Annotated in this window: 12 protein-coding genes and 3 rRNA genes (1 of these 15 cut by a window edge); 9 read left to right on the top strand and 6 right to left on the bottom strand. The window is 58.7% G+C overall.

Going from position 1 to position 17,520, the window contains the following annotated elements; genetic code table 11:
* Positions 1–29: 29 nt before the first annotated feature.
* Complete coding sequence (locus tag PSH96_RS00670) at positions 30–368, top strand: tryptophan synthase subunit beta (RefSeq protein WP_219337638.1); 339 nt, start codon at positions 30–32, stop codon at positions 366–368.
* Positions 369–508: 140 nt separating this feature from the next.
* On the opposite strand, the gene lapD is transcribed toward PSH96_RS00670, so the two are convergent.
* Together lapD and lapG are read right to left on the bottom strand one after the other, a co-directional pair.
* Positions 509–2,455: a cyclic di-GMP receptor LapD gene (gene lapD / locus PSH96_RS00665; RefSeq protein WP_305456902.1), complete on the bottom strand. Its 1,947-nt coding sequence runs from the start codon at positions 2,453–2,455 to the stop codon at positions 509–511.
* A gap of 14 nt (positions 2,456–2,469) precedes the next feature.
* Positions 2,470–3,093, bottom strand: a complete 624-nt coding sequence (gene lapG / locus PSH96_RS00660) for a cysteine protease LapG (protein ID WP_370694340.1) — start codon at positions 3,091–3,093, stop codon at positions 2,470–2,472.
* A gap of 318 nt (positions 3,094–3,411) precedes the next feature.
* Here lapG and PSH96_RS00655 point away from each other — a divergent pair, with 318 nt between their 5' ends.
* The 5 genes from PSH96_RS00655 (at position 3,412) to PSH96_RS00635 (ending at position 10,051) form a co-directional block, all read left to right on the top strand.
* Positions 3,412–4,122 carry a GntR family transcriptional regulator gene (locus tag PSH96_RS00655; protein WP_065930942.1) on the top strand — a complete coding sequence of 237 codons (711 nt, stop codon included), beginning with the start codon at positions 3,412–3,414 and terminating at the stop codon, positions 4,120–4,122.
* A gap of 377 nt (positions 4,123–4,499) precedes the next feature.
* On the top strand, positions 4,500–5,258 hold the full coding sequence (locus PSH96_RS00650) for a DUF3050 domain-containing protein (RefSeq protein ID WP_305456900.1): 759 nt from the start codon (positions 4,500–4,502) through the stop codon (positions 5,256–5,258).
* On the top strand, positions 5,255–6,202 hold the full coding sequence (locus PSH96_RS00645) for a diiron oxygenase (RefSeq protein WP_305456899.1): 948 nt from the start codon (positions 5,255–5,257) through the stop codon (positions 6,200–6,202). Before PSH96_RS00650 ends, PSH96_RS00645 begins: the two co-directional genes overlap by 4 nt.
* Positions 6,199–9,573, top strand: a complete 3,375-nt coding sequence (locus PSH96_RS00640) for an amino acid adenylation domain-containing protein (RefSeq protein ID WP_305456898.1) — start codon at positions 6,199–6,201, stop codon at positions 9,571–9,573. Before PSH96_RS00645 ends, PSH96_RS00640 begins: the two co-directional genes overlap by 4 nt.
* A gap of 19 nt (positions 9,574–9,592) precedes the next feature.
* Positions 9,593–10,051 (top strand): SRPBCC family protein, encoded by a 459-nt coding sequence (locus tag PSH96_RS00635; protein ID WP_305456897.1) that lies wholly within the window; start codon positions 9,593–9,595, stop codon positions 10,049–10,051.
* Between the two features lie 38 nt (positions 10,052–10,089).
* Here PSH96_RS00635 and PSH96_RS00630 read toward each other — a convergent pair whose 3' ends face one another.
* The gene (locus tag PSH96_RS00630; protein ID WP_058422460.1) at positions 10,090–11,970 is read right to left on the bottom strand and encodes a methyl-accepting chemotaxis protein; all 1,881 of its coding nucleotides are present in this window, start codon (positions 11,968–11,970) and stop codon (positions 10,090–10,092) included.
* 279 nt (positions 11,971–12,249) lie between these two features.
* Between PSH96_RS00630 and PSH96_RS00625 the strand changes: the two genes are divergently transcribed.
* From PSH96_RS00625 to PSH96_RS00615, 3 genes are all read left to right on the top strand, one after another.
* Complete coding sequence (locus PSH96_RS00625; protein ID WP_305456895.1) at positions 12,250–12,765, top strand: sigma-70 family RNA polymerase sigma factor; 516 nt, start codon at positions 12,250–12,252, stop codon at positions 12,763–12,765.
* A 5-nt stretch (positions 12,766–12,770) separates the two neighbouring features.
* Positions 12,771–13,745, top strand: coding sequence for a FecR domain-containing protein (locus tag PSH96_RS00620; protein ID WP_305456893.1), 975 nt, complete (start codon positions 12,771–12,773; stop codon positions 13,743–13,745).
* 93 nt (positions 13,746–13,838) lie between these two features.
* Positions 13,839–16,334, top strand: coding sequence for a TonB-dependent siderophore receptor (locus PSH96_RS00615; RefSeq protein ID WP_305456892.1), 2,496 nt, complete (start codon positions 13,839–13,841; stop codon positions 16,332–16,334).
* A 180-nt stretch (positions 16,335–16,514) separates the two neighbouring features.
* Here the strand turns inward: PSH96_RS00615 and rrf (PSH96_RS00610) are convergent.
* From rrf (PSH96_RS00610) to PSH96_RS00600, 3 genes are all read right to left on the bottom strand, one after another.
* Positions 16,515–16,630: ribosomal RNA gene (gene rrf, locus PSH96_RS00610) — 5S ribosomal RNA — on the bottom strand.
* A 109-nt stretch (positions 16,631–16,739) separates the two neighbouring features.
* Positions 16,740–16,855 (bottom strand): 5S ribosomal RNA (gene rrf / locus PSH96_RS00605).
* 151 nt (positions 16,856–17,006) lie between these two features.
* Positions 17,007–17,520 (bottom strand): 23S ribosomal RNA (locus tag PSH96_RS00600) (it continues 2,378 nt past the right edge of the window).

Genomic DNA, 17,520 nt, shown 5'->3' with positions numbered 1-17,520 from the left:
CGCGTGTGGCTCATTTTCGAGGGATTCTTATGTTTTACGTGCAACGTGATGCACAGGGAGCGCTGAGTCGCGTGGAGGCCGCCGCCTTTGCCGAGTCGACCGAAACCCTGCCGGCCGATCACCATGAGATCCAGGCCTGGTACGCCAACGAAGTGGTGGAAACCAGCCTGGCCCAGCTCAAGCAAAGTGACTTGGAGATGATCCGGGTACTGGACGACTTGATTCAGGTTTTGACCCGTAAGGGCGTGATCAGCGTGACCGACCTGCCGCCGGCGGCCCAGGCCAAGCTGATGGACCGTAACCACGCACGGGAAGCGCTGGGTGGGTTGAGCCATCTGATCAATGATGAAGAGACTGGGTTGATCTGATTTTTTAAAGTCGAACCGGATCGAAATGTGGGAGCTGGCTTGCCTGCGATGCAGACACTTCGGTGTATCAGGCAAACCGAAGTGATGCTATCGCAGGCAAGCCAGCTCCCACACAAGCCCGCTCCCACATTGGATTTGCATTATTTCCAGGGCGCAGGCTCACCAAACAACTGCCCCTGCACACCGAAAATCCCCATCTCGCGTATCACCTTCAATTCACCTTCGGTTTCCACGCGCTCGGCAATCAACGGCAAGTCGATGCTGTGGGCCGCGCGCTGGATCGCTTCGATAAACAGGCGCTTGTCGCTTTCCTGGTCGATGGCACGGATGTAGCTGCCGTCGATCTTCAGGTACGCCAAACCCAGGCGCGCCAGGTTGCCGATCATGCTGAAGCGCCCACCAAAACGCTGCAGGCTCAGGGAGAAGCCCAACTCGCGCAGGCGCTGGGTCAACTGCTCCAGCAGAGCCTGTTCGGGCAATTGCTCCTCGCCGATTTCCAGGGTCAGGCGCGGGCCTAGGTTGCTGTGCTGGCGCAGCAACTCGACAATCCGGTTCAACGCCTGGGCATCCTGCAAGGTGGCGGCCGAGAGGTTCAGCGCCAGGCTGTGCGTATGGCTGGCCATCTGCTTGAGCACGTGCTCGAGCATCAGCCGGTCCAGGCGCGCAGTCCAGCCGAAACGCTCGAGCCACGGCAGGAAACGCCCGGCCGGGATGGTGTGGCCGTCGTCATCCTGCAAACGCGACAACACTTTGTAGTGCAGCACCAACTGTGGGTCCTGGCTGGCGACGACCGGCTGGAAGTACAGCTCAAAACGCTGGTGGGTAAGGGCTTGGTCCAACAGCGTGTGCCAGGCATGGTGATCGTCGCCGACACTGGCGGCGGCGCTGTGGTCCAGGCACACCCAACTGCTGTCGCCCTGCCCTTCGGCCTGGGCCAGAGCCTGGTCAGCCAGGGTCAGCAATGCCTGGGGCGAATCACCGTGGTTGAACGGCGCAAGGCCAATGTAGGCGACCGGCGTGACGTCACTGGCACTGGTGGCCTGCAAGCTGAGCAGGGTGCTTTCGAGGTTCTGCGCCAATTGCAGCGCTTCTTCACGCACCAGCCCCGGCGCCAGCACCGCGAACTCACCACCACGGATACGGGTGACGAGGTTATGGGTTTCCGGGTAAGGCTCGCACTGGCGCAGCAGCTGTTCGCCCACCGCTTGCAGCAACTGATCGGTGCGCTGGCCGCCCAGGCGCTGGTTGAGACCGGCCAGGTCCTTGACCCGCAACAGCAGCAAGTAACCGGAGTTGGTGTCTTCCGGGTTACTCACGCGGGCGTTGAGCTGCATCTCGAAATAACGCCGGTTGGCGAGGCCGGTAAGGTTGTCCTGGTAGGATTCGATGCGCAATTTTTCACTGCGCTCGGCCTGCTCCTGGAACAGCGCCTTGAGCTTCTCCACCATCTGGTTCATGGCCTGCACCACGCGCCGCAGCTCCGGCGTGCGCGGCAGATCCGGCAGGCTGAGGAATTCGCGGCGGGCAATGGCGTGGGACTGCTTGACCATGTAGTCCAGCGGCTTCAACTGCCGACGCAGCAGCAACGCGCCGAGCACCGCACTGACCGCACCGCACAGCAGCAACCAGCCCAGGCTGCCCAGGGCGCTTTGCCAGAGCTTGGCCAGGGCGAACATCGGGTGGCTGACCACCTCTACACGCGCCGCCTGCTCCCAGCCGCGGTTGACCAGTGCATCACCACCGGCCGGCTCAAGGCCGATCAGCTTGACGAACCAGTTGGGCACGCCGTTGTTGTCCGGGATGCCGCTGCGTTCGACGATGGTTTTGTCAGTGGCTAAATCCACCACGCGGATGCTGGCGTAATAACCACTGTCGAAAATCGAACTGACCAGCAACTCCACCATCGCCGGGTCGTCGATATTGGGCGTCAGCGACAACGCCAGCGCGGTCGCCGCGTCCTGTGCATGGGAGCGCAGCTGGTTGACGTATTGGGTGCGCGAGCTTTCCAGGCTGACCATGAAGCTGCCGCTGAAGGCGACCACCAGGAACAGACAGATTGCGATCAATAGTTGTTTGAACAGTGACATCCGATCAGTTACTCCTAGTTGGCAGGCTCGGCCGGGAAGCCTTCCGCACGCATTTTTTTCAACACATCCTGCCAACGCGACAAGCGTTTGGTATCACCGACTTTTTTGTTGCCCTTGGCGCCGGGCAGATACAAACCCTCGGCGTTGAATGAGTACACCGGCACCAGGTCGGTACGGCGGGTGGCCGGCAGGATCTCATCCATCAGGCTGTCGAGCACCAGCGGGATAGCGTCGGGGGTCGGGTAGTAGGTCAGCACCATGTGAGCGCGATTCTGACGCAAGGCCTTGACGTATGTAATGCGCAATTTGTCGCTGGAGACACCCAGGTGGCGCAGGCTGAAATACTTGGCGATTGCGTAGTCCTCGCAATCTCCCGCACCTTTCCACAGCGCTTCGATGGGGGTCTCCCAATAGTCGACCACGTGCCAGAGGTCGATGTCTTCTACATAAGTCATTTGCTTGTTGAAGAACAGGTTGACGACCTTGAGCTGCTCCTGTTCGTCGACCTTCTTTTCAGTCGCCAACAGGCGCTGCCAGGCGTCGATGCGCTGTTGGCCCTCGCCGAGCGGCCCGTACAGAGCCGTGGCTTTGCGGCTGATCTGCGAGAAATCCCAATCGGCATGCAGCCCGCCGGGCATCAGGCCAGCGAGCAAAGTCGCTGCAAGTAGCCAGCCGACAATTCGAGAGGGAATAAAACTTACCGCCAAGGCGTTCAGTCCGTGAAGGGAGACGCAATTTCAGGGATGGTGAAGCTTCAATCAACAAAAAACAATGGCACAGTGCAATCATTCATAAGGGGTTCGAGTTTATAAACGCCGCTTGTGGGACGCACAAAGTACCGCCTGTAAGCCCTTACAAACTGAAACTTTGGCTGTTTGACAAGCGCGCGACCCATCTCTAGTGTGCTTTGGATCCAATTAAACACACTCCATTCAAGAAAGGAGGATAGCGTAACCGTGACGCAGAAGCCGAACCCATTAAGCAGCATCAAAATCAGCGGGCCTATTCCCGCCCATCTTGCACGCGCCGTTATTGAAGAAACGTTGCGCAATGCCATTCTCGACGGCAGGTTGCCCTGTGGTACCGCGATGCGCCAGCAAGAATTGGCCAGCCTGTTCGGCGTCAGCCGTATGCCCGTGCGCGAAGCCTTGCGCCAGTTGGAAGCTCAGTCCTTGCTCCACGTGGTAACCCACAAAGGCGCTGTGGTGGCGCCGTTGATCGAAGATAATTCGGCCGAGACCTATGCCCTGCGCATATTGCTGGAGTCCGAAGCGCTGCGCCTCTCCATTCCGTTCCTCACCGAGGCAGACATTGCTGAGGCCGAAGCGTTCATCAATGCGCTGGAACGCGAGCGAGACTATGCCGAAATTGGCCGGCTCAACCGCCTGTTCCACATGGCACTGTATGGCAAGGCGCCCAACCAGCGGCTGCTCAAACTGGTTGAACACGGCTTGAATGAGGAGGAACGCTTTCTGCGCTTCAACCTCGAGGCCATGGGCCTGGGCGAGACTTCCCAGGAAGATCACCGTGAATTGCTAAGCCTGGTGGTGCACAAGAAAGTCGAAGAAAGCATCCTGACCCTACGCAATCACCTGATGCGGGGTATGGAGGTGATCAACACCTACCTCAATAGCCTTGAGGGCGCCGCGACCAAAAACGCACAGTAAGGGTTTACACCTGCCTTTCTTATCACTTGAACCGTATGGGGTATCTTTCTTCTCGGAAAGTGCCCCACGCTTGTACACCACGACGAGATTACTTTTAAATAATCCCGCACTTGCCAGCGAAACTTCCCACGCACTTGCACACTACTGACTCACGGCAAACTTCTTCTCGTAAAACCATCTAATACTTTCATCAGTTTATCCAAACGTTTAATCAGATTATTATCTTTCACCCATAAAAGAACACTTCACTCGGCAGTGCAAACCTATGTCAGGTTAGCGCTGTACGCGTGGCTTGGCGTAACGCTGGCCATCCGCTTTCCATTACAAAACCCCATCACTGTTTTCAGAGCAGTCGCAACAATTTATAGGCGTCAACCATGCATCAACTTTTGCTTGAACAAAAAAAACTGCAACTGTGTAGCCATCCGTTATTTGCAGAAATAACCTCACTTAACAAGTTACAACTTTTTATGGAGCAACATGTATTTGCTGTTTGGGATTTCATGAGTCTGGCTAAACGCCTGCAGCAGGACCTGACGTGCATGCAATTACCCTGGCTGCCGGCCGCTGACCCGCAAAGCGCACGCCTGATCAATGAAATCGTGCTTGGCGAAGAATCAGACGAACATCCAACACGTGGCCACTGCAGCCACTTCGAGCTGTACCTGGAGGCGATGGCCGAAACCGGTGCAGACACCACTCCCATCCAACGCTTCATCGACCTGCAGCGCCAAGGCGTCGAGGCAAACACGGCGATGCAAATGATCAATGTGCGCCCCGGCGTGGCACGCTTTGTCAGCAGCACATTGCAGATCGCGTTAAGCGCACCTACCCACTGTGTGGCGGCAGCGTTCCTCCACGGTCGCGAAAGTGTCATCCCATCGATGTTCGAACGCATTCTGCAGGGCGACGTCTTCATGGCGCGACAGGCTCCCCTGTTCTGTCACTACCTGAGCCGCCACATCGAGTTGGATGCCCAGGATCATGGCCCAGGCGCGGAGCAGTTGCTCCAGCGCCTGATCGGAGCCGACCCGGCACGCCAACACCAGGCGGATGAGACCGCCCTGAGCGCCATAGAAAGCCGCCTTGGTTTCTGGGACGACGTACACACCTCGCTACACGAGGTACAACCATGAGCACCGCAGACTACCGCGCGTTTGCCGAAGATTGGGAGCGCCGCGCCACCATCCGCACACGCCCCCGGCGCCTGCTGGAGAACGACGATCGCTTGATCTTTCCGGTCTGCCGCCAACCCTTGGTGCTCAGTGCGACTTTTGTTGAGCACTGCCCCCAGTGGCGCGACTTCGTGCTGACGCAAAGTTTCTACAAATTCATCAATGACGTGGTGATCTTCGAAACCGAGATCGTCGACACGACCGCCCGCAGCATTGCCAAGAATCGCTTCGCATTGCCCTTCCCCCTTGCCTGTCGCATTGATGCGATGACGGTCGTGGTCGATGAGGATTACCACGCGCTGGTCGCCCTGGACTTCCTGCAACAGACCATTGAACTGACCGGCATACAACCGCTTGAGCTGCCCACGCAAATCGAACTGAGCCGGGCCTTGCCGGCCGCCCAGGCGCTGGCACCGCACCACCTGCGCGATGCGGTGGCGTTGATTGGCGTGGCCATCGCCGAGAACACCGTCACCCACGACGTCGCGGCATTTGCCAAGGACGGCAGCGTCAAGGCTTCGATTCGCGGCTTGATGGCCGATCACTTGTTTGACGAAGGGCGCCACGCCCAGTTCTGGACGCAGCTGGTGCGTCTCTACTGGCAGGCAGCTAGCCCGGCAGACCGCGACAGCATCGCCGTAGTCCTGCCGACCTTTTTGACCCACTACCTGACTAACGCGCTGCACAAAGACTTCGACCTGCGACTGGTCGAACACCTGGATATCGGTACCGACATCCGCCAAGCGCTACGCGACGAAGTCACAGCACTGCACTTTCCCATCAGCCGCCAGCACCCGTTGCTCGGCAACATCATCGGGTTCCTGCAGCACAGCGGCGTGCTGCATACCCCAAGCGTTGCCCGCGCCCTGAGCGATTACCTGCCCGAACCGGGGAGGCAGACATGAGGCGGCTGAGTATCGGATGGGGCGGTACGAGCCAAGCCCTGATGGCGCTCAAGCAAGCGCTCGAAGATTACGGGCACGCCAGCGCAACGCAAACCTTCGACCTGTTCATTGAGGACGGCACTCAACCTGCGCTTGCACACGGCGCCACCACCCAACGGTTAAGCCTGCGGCTGGGTATCGGCCCAGTGTCCGAAAGCGGACTGCCCTCGTTGCAGTTACGCTGCTACGACCGTGATCAACGTGTGCTGACGGTACACAACGTTGCCGAGGAACCCAGCGGCAACGGCCAACGATTGCGCCGGCAGGCGACTGACGCACTGGTTGAGTGGGCCACCTCACTGGTCAGCGGGTTCTCGAGGGCCGCGGAATTCTTTGCCGCCAGCACTACCACTAACACCTGGCCGGAGCACAGTTTGCACGGGCTGGACGGCCTGGCGTTTGGGCATCGGTTCAATCGCACCGACCAGCCGGCATTGTTGCAGGCGGCCCAGGTGCCGATGATCGAGCGACTGCAGGCCAGCCTGCACGCCTTCGCCGAACGTCCAGCGCTGAACATCGCGGGCAGCGTGCTGACTTACCGCCAATTGCAGCTTCGCGCCCTGTCGATCCAACAACGCCTGCATCCTTTACTGGAAGGCGTTGAGACGCCGGTGGTCGGCGTGTGCCTGGAAAAGTCCGTCGAGCTGTATGCCAGTATTCTCGCAGTGCTCGGTTGCGGCGCGGTGTACTTGCCACTGGCCCCGGATCATCCGCCACAGCGCCAGCAGGCCATGCTGGAAAGCGGCAACGCAAAGGTCTTGCTGGACAATGGCCGACACCCTTTGCGCGAGTATTTCACGACACTGAATGTCGGCAATATTGACTCGAGCCACGCCGACATCACGCAGCCATTGATACAACGTCGCGCCAGCATCGACGCACCGTGCATGGTGCTGTTCACCTCGGGCACCACCGGCCAGCCCAAAGGCGTACTGCTGAGCCAGGGCAACCTTGCGCATTTCACCGGTTGGGCCGGCGCCAGCCTCGCGTTGGATGAACACAGCCGTGTCCTGCAATTTTCGCCGCTGAGTTTCGATTCATCACTGATCGATATCTTCCCGGCCCTGATCGCCGGTGCCGAGTTGATCGTCCCAAGCGAAGAGCAGCGGCGCGACCCTCAGCAACTGGTCGAGCTGATTCGCCAGCAGCGCATCAGCCATGCTTTTTTGCCGCCAGCGCTATTGAGCATCCTGCCGTTGGATCAGCCTTTGGGGCTTACCCATCTGTTGACCGGCGGCGATGCCTGCGAACCGCATGTGATCGAACGATTGGCGGGCCAGTGCCAGTTGCACAATCTCTACGGCCCTACCGAGACGACAGTGCTGGTCACCCATCGGGTGTTGCGCCCGGCAGACAGCAATCGCAATGTGGGGCGCCCCATCGCCAACAGCCAGGTGCTGATCCTCGATGACGCGCTGCAACCGGTGGATGAGCAGGTAATGGGCGACCTGTACATCACAGGCCCTGGCGTAGGGCTGGGGCATGTGACCGCGCCGCCGCACGAGGGCAATCCATTCGTCGAGCTGACGCTGCCGGGCGGCCACGCGCTGAGGGCTTACCGCAGCGGAGACCGGGCAAAATGGACGGCGGACGGTATCGAGCTGGGTGGCCGACGGGATGATCAGGTGAAGATCCGGGGCTTTCGCGTCGAACCCCAGGAGATCGAACAGTGCCTGCGCAGCAGTCGGTTATTTCGCCAGGTAGCGGTGGTGATCGACCGTGATCGACGAATTCTCGGTTTTGTCGCCCAGCCAGAACCGGGCGCAACGGTGGCAGACCTGAAGCAACATGCGCAACGGTGGTTGCCGGATTACATGCAACCCGAGCGCTGGGCAGAGCTGCCAGGCATGCCCAGCAACGCCAATGGCAAGATCGACCGCCAGGCCTTGCTGACGATGCCTGGGCACACCACGCCACGCATCCCCTGCGCTGCGGCGCTAACGCCTTTGCAAGCGCAACTGGTGGCGCTGTGGAGCGAATTGCTGAGCATGCCTGGCCCTGAGCTTGGCATTGACGACAGTTTTTTCAATGTGGGCGGCCACTCCATCTTGCTGTCGACCTTGCTGCTGCGTGTGCGCGAACAGTTTGGTCGTAGTCTGTCGTTGAGCCGTTTTTTTGAAGCGCCTACGATTCGCACCCTTGCCGTGCTGATGGAAGACGGTGCATTACCTTTTGCAGCGTCATGCCAGATGGAAAAGGATGCATCCCAGCCGCTGGACCTGTGCACGCTGCCAAGGGAGTCCGCAGGCGACCCACGCAAGGTGATCGTCACGGGCGCCAACAGCTTTGTGGGTGTACATCTGGTCGAAGCGCTGTTGGCGGGCGGGGCCCGTGAGGTGGCGTGCCTGGTGCGCGAACGCCCGGGGCACTCGGCGGCAGCACGGTTTGCCCAGGCACTGCGCGAGTACCACCTGGAGCATCTGGACCTGAGCCGCGTGAGCGTCTACGCCGCTGACATCAGCCTGCCCCGGCTGGGCCTGGCCTGTGATGTCTATGACCACCTCGCCCGCAACCATGGAGTGTTGGTGCACAACGCCGCCCGGGTCAACCATGTGCTGGACTACACCTCATTGGCCCGGGACAACGTCGAACCGGTGCTTGAGTGCCTGCGCCTGTGCGAAACCCACAGCAAGAAAGTCTTCAACTTCATCTCCACGCTGTCAGCCTGCAGCAGTATCGACACTCAGGGTCGCGTCCTCGAAACACCGGCTGTTACCACGTTGCCGCTCTATCTCAAGAATGGCTACAACCTTTCCAAATGGGTCGCCGAGCGGCTGGTGGGGCGTGCGGTCGAGCAAGGTGCCTGGGTGAATATTCATCGACCGGGGAATATTGCGTTCAACAGCCACAACGGTGTGTGCCAGCCACAAAACAACCGCTTGATGCTGATGCTCAAGGGGTCGCTGCAGTTGGGCCTGGCGCCCCGCCTGGAGGTGAATTTCGACCTGATGCCGGTGGATTTCCTGGCCCGTTTCATTGCGTTCCACTGCGGCCAATTCGTGGCACGGCGAAACGTCTTCAACCTGCATAACCCGCAGCCCTTGAGCTGGGACCACTACCTGGATGCATTCAGCCAGGCCGGCCATCTTTTCGAACGGGTGAGCGTCGCGCAGTGGCAAAAGGTGTTGCAAACGGTAGGGCCCGATAACGCGCTGTTTGGCGTGCTGGGTTTTTACCTGGATGACCTCGCGGAAGACATCAGCGACGTCTCGATGATTTGTCACGACAACGCACGCGCGGGTGTGGCAGCGATGGGCGAAGAGTACCCGCGCAAAGACCCTGCACTGCTGCGCAAAGGCTGCGACCACCTCATGGCCATTGGCTTTCTCTGAACTGCTTAAAGGACTCCTTATGAAACCGCTGCAACCCGATACATTAATCCGTAACCCGAATGGCGCGCCGTTGGTAGCGTCTGTTGACGTCGCATGCGATGCCGCTCGCCTGTGGAGTGTGGTGGGAAATTTTGCAGGCTTTGATGCCTTCATTCCGGCCCTGTCGCACATCGAAATGACGGGAACCGGTGTGGGCGCATTGCGGCGTAAATTTTTCCACGATGGGCACCACGTCGTTGAGCAACTCAATAGTTGGGACGACGAATCGATGTGCATGACCTGGACCACCCTCTACAACACCTTGGGTGTTGCCCGGCTTTGGGCCTCCATGCGTGTAGAGGCACTTGACGCGCAACGTTCCAGGGCGACCTGGACGCTGATTGGCGAGCCGGTCGATATGCCGCAGGCGGAGTTTGAACAGTTTGTGCAGGCTTTCGCCGACAGCGCGTTGGGGCATGTGCGCCGGATGCTCGGTTGATCAGCCGGCGCGAGGAACCTCGCGCCAGCTGAGACCGATCAGATCTTGAAGCTGTCGACCAGTTGCTTCAATCGACTGGCCTGCTGCGACAGCGCATCACAGTCCTTGAGCGTCTCGTTGAGGTTGGCGACGCCTTGCTGGTTGAGCAAGTTGATCTGGTTGATATCAACGTTGAGGGTTTCAACCACGGCGGTCTGCTCTTCGGTAGCGGCCGCAACCGATTGGTTCATGCCATCGATCTCGACGATGCGCTGCGTCACGCTGACCAGGCGCTCACCCGCCTGGTTGGCCACTTCAACGCTTTCTTCGCTGGAGACCTGGCTGGCGTTCATAGTGGTCACGGCTTCACGCGAGCCCACTTGCAGCGAAGTGATCATCTTGTGAATCTCTTCGGCCGATTCCTGGGTCCGGTGCGCCAGGTTACGCACTTCGTCGGCCACCACGGCAAACCCGCGCCCGGCTTCACCGGCACGCGCAGCCTCGATCGCCGCATTGAGCGCGAGCAAGTTGGTTTGCTGAGAGATGCCTTTGATCACATCCAGGATGTGCCCAATGTTATCGGTGCTGGCGTTGAGGGTTTCGATCTGCGTGCAGGACAAGCTGATCTTCTGCGACAGTTCCGACATGGCCAGGATGGTTTGCTCCACCACCTTGCGCCCGTCGTCCGCTTGCTCACTGGCACCGCTGGCATGCTGCGATGCATCGGCGGCGTTGCGGGCGATTTCCTGGGTGGCGGCGCCCAGCTCGTTGATGGCGGCAGCCACGCTGTTGGTGCGCGCGCTTTGCTCGTCCGAGCCGATGATCGAGGCGTTTGACGAGGCCATGACGCGCTGGGACAGGTCATGGACCTGGCGCGTGGCTGAAGACACTTCGGAGATAGAGGCGTGGATACGTTCGACAAACTGGTTGAACGCACTGCCCACTTCGCCGAACTCGTCCTTGCTGGTTACGTCCAGGCGGCGCGTCAAATCGCCTTCGCCCTGGGCGATGTCCTGCATGGCCACGCCCATGGTGGTCAGCGGGCGCAACAGCACTTGAATCAGCAGGCTGAGCAGCACGGCGATCGCTACCACGGCGATCAACATGGCGATCAGTGCCGATGTACGGAATTTACTGAGCGGTGCGTAGGCTTTGTCTTTGTCGATCGACAGGCCGATGTACCAATCCGCCCCCGGCAAACCACTGATCGGGGTGAATGACAAAATACGGTCCTGGCCGTTGAGCACAACGTCCTGGCTGACCTTCTCGATACGCAGGCTGGTGCCTGGGTAGATGTCCTTGAGGTTCTTCATCACCTGGTCCTGATCGGGACTGACGATGACCTGGCCGTCGGCGCTGACCAGGAACGCATGGCCAATACCGCCGAAATCCACCGAGTTGATGATCTTCACCAGGGTTTGCAAACTCAGGTCACCGCCCACTACACCGAGCAGTTCGCCGTTCTTTTTGACCGGCAGGGCAATGGTCACGATTTGCCCGCCAACGGCCGCCATATAAGGCGGAGTCAGCATGGTTTTATCGGCGGCGACCGCTTGCTTGTACCAGGGGCGCTGACGAGGGTCGTAATCGTCGGGCATCTTGGCGTCAGGGCGCTGGGTGAATACGCCGTTGGTTTGGCCGACATAGGTGAACTGGAAGTTCGAGGTGAGCGCAGGCTGGTCGACCAGCCCTGGCAGGTCGGCACCGCTGCCCTGATGAGCAACGTTTTGCGCCAGGCTTTCCAGGACCAGGATGCGGCCACTGAGCCAGTTCTGCACGCTGCTGGCCGTGAGCTCGCCCGATTGCTGGATAGACGACTCAAGGTTTTGTTTGATGGTGCTGCGCTGCAGGTAATCGTTGTAGAGGGTAAATAGCGCGAAGGCCAGAACCACGACGCCTGATGCGGCCAGTAGAATTTTATGACTGAACTTGAGATTCATTTCATCGACTTCTTTTGCCAAAGGGGGGTGAGCGTGCCGAGTGGAACATTCCATGTAACGGGATAGGCCGGCTCTTCGGCCGCTCTATTTCGGTGCACGCATGGCTCATCAGGCTTTCGGCCACTCCAGGAGAAATCTTAGGAATTTGTGAGAAGCATCCTTATTTTGAGTGGGAAACCGACCAGTGGTAGAGGCTCAGTGTTCGGCGTTGCAAAATTTTTCTGCCTCCCAGACAATGCGACTAATTATCATTTGTGACGCTTGGCCAGGCCTGCCTGAATGCCCTCTACTGACTACATTGCGTGCGAACGTGTTGTACACACGCTTTACAGCACCCACCACAACTGGCTCAACACCTGGCTGCGCAGTCGCTTGGGCAATGCCGCCGATGCTGCGGACCTGGCGCAGGACACGTTCGTACGCCTGCTGCAAAAAACCGAACGCTTTGAGCTCAAGGCGCCGCGTGCATTTTTGCGCACCATCGCCCGGGGACTGGTGATTGATCACTGGCGCCGCGAAGAAATCCAACGGGCCTACCTGGAGTCCATCGCAAACTTGCCACAAGCGCTGGCACCCAGCGCCGAAGCGCGTGCGTTGGTGGTGGAGCTTCTGGAGGAAGTCGCCCGCCTATTGGACGGATTGAAGCCCAAGGTGCGTAAAGCGTTTTTACTGGCTCAGTGCGATGGGCTGGCTCACCAGCAGATCGCAGAGCAGATGGGCGTGTCGTTGCGCTCGGTGGAGCGGTACATCGCTGAAGGGCTGTATCACTGTTATGTCCTGCGCTATGAAACTTGACGCCAATGGATAACGCCGCGCGCTCCGGGCCGGATCCCCAAGTGGTCAAACAGGCGATCAGTTGGGCAATGCGCCTGCGTAACAACCGTGCGAATGCGCGCTTGCATGCGCAATGTGAACATTGGCGTGAAGCTCACGATGACCATGAATTGGCGTGGCAACGGGTGCAGGCGCTGCAACGGGAATTGAACAGCCAGATGGCGGCGATTCCAGGGGCGCATGTAGCACTGGAAAACGTCGCACAAGGCTTGGGCCGACGACGGGCACTGAAGGTGTTGTCGGGTGTGGTGTTGGTGGGTTCGGCGGCGTGGGTAAGCCGGGACATGACCGGCTGGCAGCGCTGGACGTCCGATTTCGCAACCGCCACCGGCGAGCGGCGCAGCATGCACTTACCGGACGGCACGCGCCTGCAACTCAACACCGACAGTGCGGTGAACCTCACCTTCAATGCGCAGCAGCGCCTGATCACGTTGGTGCGCGGGGAAATCCTGGTGACCTGCGGTTCGCCATCTTCAGCGCCTTTGCTGGTACACACTCGCCACGGCTTGCTCGAAGGCATCGATGGGCGTTTTACCGTGCGCCAAGACAGCGAGTGCACGCGCTTGAGCGTGGTCAGCGGCAATGTGGCTATCCATTCACCGCCTACGGCCGATGGCCTGGCGACTCAAGTGCACACAGGGGAAACCTATCTGATCAACCAGGCGCACGCCACGTTATCAACGCCGCTGACTATGGACATGGGCGCCTGGGCCGATGGGCTGATTATGACGCGGGACATGCGCCTGGCCGACTTTGTATCGGAAGTGGGGCGCTACCGCCCGGGTTATCTGGGCTGTGCTGCAGAGATCGGCGACTTGCGGCTGTCAGGGGTTTTCCGCCTGGAAGACACCGACAAGTTGCTGGCGATAGTTGCGCAGACGCTGCCCGTTCAAGTGCGCTATCGCACGCGTTGGTGGGTGAGCCTGGAACGCCAGGCCTGACTTTTTTGTGTTTTTTTGGCGGCTTTTTTCCGTGAGCCCGGCTTAGACAGTAAGCCTCTTTATCTGCCTTACCGGCCTCTACGGACCTTGATCATGACTGTGCGTTTTCTCAACGATTCACCAGACTCCTCCTACCCCCTTTTGGCCAAGGCCATACGCGTAGCGTTACTGTCGACGGCAGTGGGCATGGGCGCGGTTCCGCTGGTTGGCATGGCTGCGCAAGCGGGCAGCGAACACATTCATCAACGCTATGACATCCCTGCCGGCCCGCTGAGCGACGCGCTCAATCAGTTCGCCCGTCAGGCAGGCATTACGCTTGCCAGCACCCCAGCGCAGACACAGGGCCTGGAGTCGCCAGGGCTGCACGGTGAATATTGCGCTGAGCAGGGCCTGAATTATTTGCTCAATGGCTCGGGGTTGCAGGCCGCCTCACAGAATGGTGCCAGCTTCGTCCTGCAGCCGCTGCCGCAAAGCAGCACGCTGACGTTACCCACCACCGACATCAAAGGCTTCGCCCTGGGTAATGCGCTGGGCAGCATGGATGGCTACAACGCGACGCACAGTCAGATCGCCACCAAGACCAGTACGGCGCTGCTGGAAACCTCACAAACCGTCTCCGTCGTCACACGTGAACAGATGGATGACCAGGGCTCTCAGACCGTGGCCCAGGCCATGCGTTACACCCCTGGCGTGCTGACCAACCCCTATGGCGCAACCCACCGCTATGACTACGTGGCGATGCGTGGCTTTAACGATGGCTCAGTCGATAACATCTACCTGGATGGCTTGAAGTCCATGGGGGACAGCGGTACTTACAGCACCATGCAGGTGGACCCGTACTTTCTTGAACGCGTGGACATTCTGAAGGGGCCATCTTCTGTGCTGTACGGGCGCAGCTCGCCTGGAGGTCTGGTTGCACTGACCAGCAAGAAGCCGTTGTATGAGCCCTACCATCAAGTCCAAGCGACAATCGGCAGTAACGGGCAACGCGGGATGGGTTTTGACCTCAGCGGGCCAGTGGACGATGACAAGCGCGTAGCCTATCGGCTGACCGGGCTGGCGGATAAGTCCGACACGCAATTCGACCACGCCAAAGAAAAACGCTACGCACTGGCTCCGACAGTGAGCATCGACTTTACCGAAGACACGTCGCTGACGCTGCAAGCCTATTTGCAGCATGACCCTGAGGGTGGTTATCACGGTGGTATGCCGGCGGACGGCGCACTGCATCAGCGCAATGGCCAGCGTATCTCCAACCACTTTTTCGAAGGTGAGCCTGGGGTAGATGGGTACAAGCGTGACCAGCAGTCGTTTGGCTATCAGTTCGAACATCGCTTCAACGATGTGTTTACTGCGCGACAAAACTTCCGCTATCTCGACTCCAAGGTAAAGCTGGACCAGGTATATGCCTATGGCTGGACCACGCCGACCAGCAATGAGCTGAACCGCTATTACTCCGGCGGTGATGAAAAGCTGCATGCGTTCATTATCGACAATATGCTGCAAGCGGAATTTTTTACCGGGGCGACCAAACATACGGTGCTGATGGGCGCGGATTATCAGCGGCGTAAAACCGTGGTGGACTGGACCAGCGGCTCATTGCAGCCGATCAACGCGTTTAACCCGGTCTATGGCAATTCGGCGATCAGCAATGCCAACCTGACCAGCTATTTGCGACGACTGGAGCAGACAGGCGTCTATCTGCAAGACCTGATTGAGATGGATCAATGGCGGTTCTCCCTGGGACTGCGCCAGGACTGGGTAGAGACGTCGGATGAAAACCGTATCGCCGAAGCGGGCCGACCGTTGGGTACGCAGATCAGCGACAAACGTACCAAGCTGACGGGTCGGGCGGGGGCGTTGTACCTGTTTGATAACGGCCTGGCGCCGTATGTGAGCTATTCGGAGTCTTTTAACCCGAACTCCTATTCCGACAGTGCGGGCAACCCGCTGGCACCGACTAACGGGACACAGTGGGAGGCGGGTTTGAAGTATCAGCCGCCGGGGACTGACGACCTGTTTACCGCATCGTTGTTTCGCATCGACCAGGAAAACCTGGCTACCAAGCTACCGCAGGAAAACTTCTATCGTGCGGTAGGCGCCATCCGCTCACAGGGACTGGAGCTGGAAGCCCATATGCAACTGACCGACAACCTGAAGCTTTTAGGCAGCTATACCTTCACCGACATCAAGTACTCCAAGTCGATGGTGAGTACCTTGAGCTCCGCCGACAATCTGATCGAGAACAAAGGCAACTCGCCGACCCAGGCGCCTCGGCATATGGCGTCGGTATGGGCGGACTACAGATTCAATAACGGCACCTTGGACGGTCTGCGTCTGGGCGGGGGCGTGAGATATGTCGGATACAGTTGGGCAGATGCCGAGAACACGATGAAAGTGCCCGCCTATACGTTGTTTGACGCTTCGGTAGGGTACGACCTGGGCAAGGTAGGCCTGAAGGGTGTGGATGTAAGGCTCAATGCCAACAACTTGACCAATGAGAGCTATGTGGCTTCGTGTGCCAGCTTGAACTTCTGCTACCTGGGTGAAGAGCGTAATGTCAGTGCGACGGTCAGCTATCAGTTCTGATCCGTTATAGCTTCTAACAAGCCGGCGCCTGATTCCAGGTGCCGGCTTTTTTGTGGGTGTCGTCAGGTCGCCGTTGTCCGGCCCAGACATATACGTGGGCGGTCTGCAGCCGGGGCATTATTATCCCCTTAAACGACAAAACCCCTGTCTGCGTTAGCAGACAGGGGTTTTGGAATTTAATCTTGACGATGACCTACTCTCACATGGGGAAACCCCACACTACCATCGGCGATGCATCGTTTCACTGCTGAGTTCGGGATGGGATCAGGTGGTTCCAATGCTCTATGGTCGTCAAGAAATTCTGTGTACCAGTCCGTTGCGCTAGCAACGTGCCGGTGAAATTCATGGACTTCTACATAAACAAAACCCCTGATTGCGTTAGCAATCAGGGGTTTCGGAATTTAATCTTGACGATGACCTACTCTCACATGGGGAAACCCCACACTACCATCGGCGATGCATCGTTTCACTACTGAGTTCGGGATGGGATCAGGTGGTTCCAATGCTCTATGGTCGTCAAGAAATTCGGGTACTGAGTCGTAGCCAGATGGCTTCGCTTCAGCAAATTGGGTATGTGACAGCTTTCGGTGTTTTGTGAATGTCGAACTTTCGGTTCATCTCGTCTTCACACACCGCAATCTGGCCTTTCGACTCAAATTGCTTGGGTGTTATATGGTCAAGCCTCACGGGCAATTAGTATTGGTTAGCTCAACGCCTCACAGCGCTTACACACCCAACCTATCAACGTCGTAGTCTTCGACGGCCCTTCAGGGGACTCAAGGTCCCAGTGAGATCTCATCTTGAGGCTAGTTTCCCGCTTAGATGCTTTCAGCGGTTATCTATTCCGAACATAGCTACCCGGCAATGCCACTGGCGTGACAACCGGAACACCAGAGGTTCGTCCACTCCGGTCCTCTCGTACTAGGAGCAGCCCCTCTCAAATCTCAAACGTCCACGGCAGATAGGGACCGAACTGTCTCACGACGTTCTAAACCCAGCTCGCGTACCACTTTAAATGGCGAACAGCCATACCCTTGGGACCGGCTTCAGCCCCAGGATGTGATGAGCCGACATCGAGGTGCCAAACACCGCCGTCGATATGAACTCTTGGGCGGTATCAGCCTGTTATCCCCGGAGTACCTTTTATCCGTTGAGCGATGGCCCTTCCATACAGAACCACCGGATC

It is taken from the genome of Pseudomonas sp. FP2338, from assembly GCF_030687515.1.
GTDB lineage: Bacteria > Pseudomonadota > Gammaproteobacteria > Pseudomonadales > Pseudomonadaceae > Aquipseudomonas > Aquipseudomonas salomonii.
Note: the sequence above shows the minus strand (reverse complement) of the source record. Positions and strands in the feature narration are given on the sequence as shown.

Coding starts and splice junctions, on each gene's coding strand:
- PSH96_RS00670 (WP_219337638.1), top strand. CDS start 30: ATGTTTTACGTGCAACGTGATGCACAGGGAGCGCTGAGTCGCGTGGAG.
- PSH96_RS00650 (WP_305456900.1), top strand. CDS start 4,500: ATGCATCAACTTTTGCTTGAACAAAAAAAACTGCAACTGTGTAGCCAT.
- PSH96_RS00635 (WP_305456897.1), top strand. CDS start 9,593: ATGAAACCGCTGCAACCCGATACATTAATCCGTAACCCGAATGGCGCG.
- PSH96_RS00630 (WP_058422460.1), bottom strand. CDS start 11,970: ATGAATCTCAAGTTCAGTCATAAAATTCTACTGGCCGCATCAGGCGTC.
- lapD (WP_305456902.1), bottom strand. CDS start 2,455: ATGTCACTGTTCAAACAACTATTGATCGCAATCTGTCTGTTCCTGGTG.
- PSH96_RS00625 (WP_305456895.1), top strand. CDS start 12,250: ATGCCCTCTACTGACTACATTGCGTGCGAACGTGTTGTACACACGCTT.
- PSH96_RS00640 (WP_305456898.1), top strand. CDS start 6,199: ATGAGGCGGCTGAGTATCGGATGGGGCGGTACGAGCCAAGCCCTGATG.
- PSH96_RS00615 (WP_305456892.1), top strand. CDS start 13,839: ATGACTGTGCGTTTTCTCAACGATTCACCAGACTCCTCCTACCCCCTT.
- PSH96_RS00645 (WP_305456899.1), top strand. CDS start 5,255: ATGAGCACCGCAGACTACCGCGCGTTTGCCGAAGATTGGGAGCGCCGC.
- lapG (WP_370694340.1), bottom strand. CDS start 3,093: ATGCCCGGCGGGCTGCATGCCGATTGGGATTTCTCGCAGATCAGCCGC.
- PSH96_RS00620 (WP_305456893.1), top strand. CDS start 12,771: ATGGATAACGCCGCGCGCTCCGGGCCGGATCCCCAAGTGGTCAAACAG.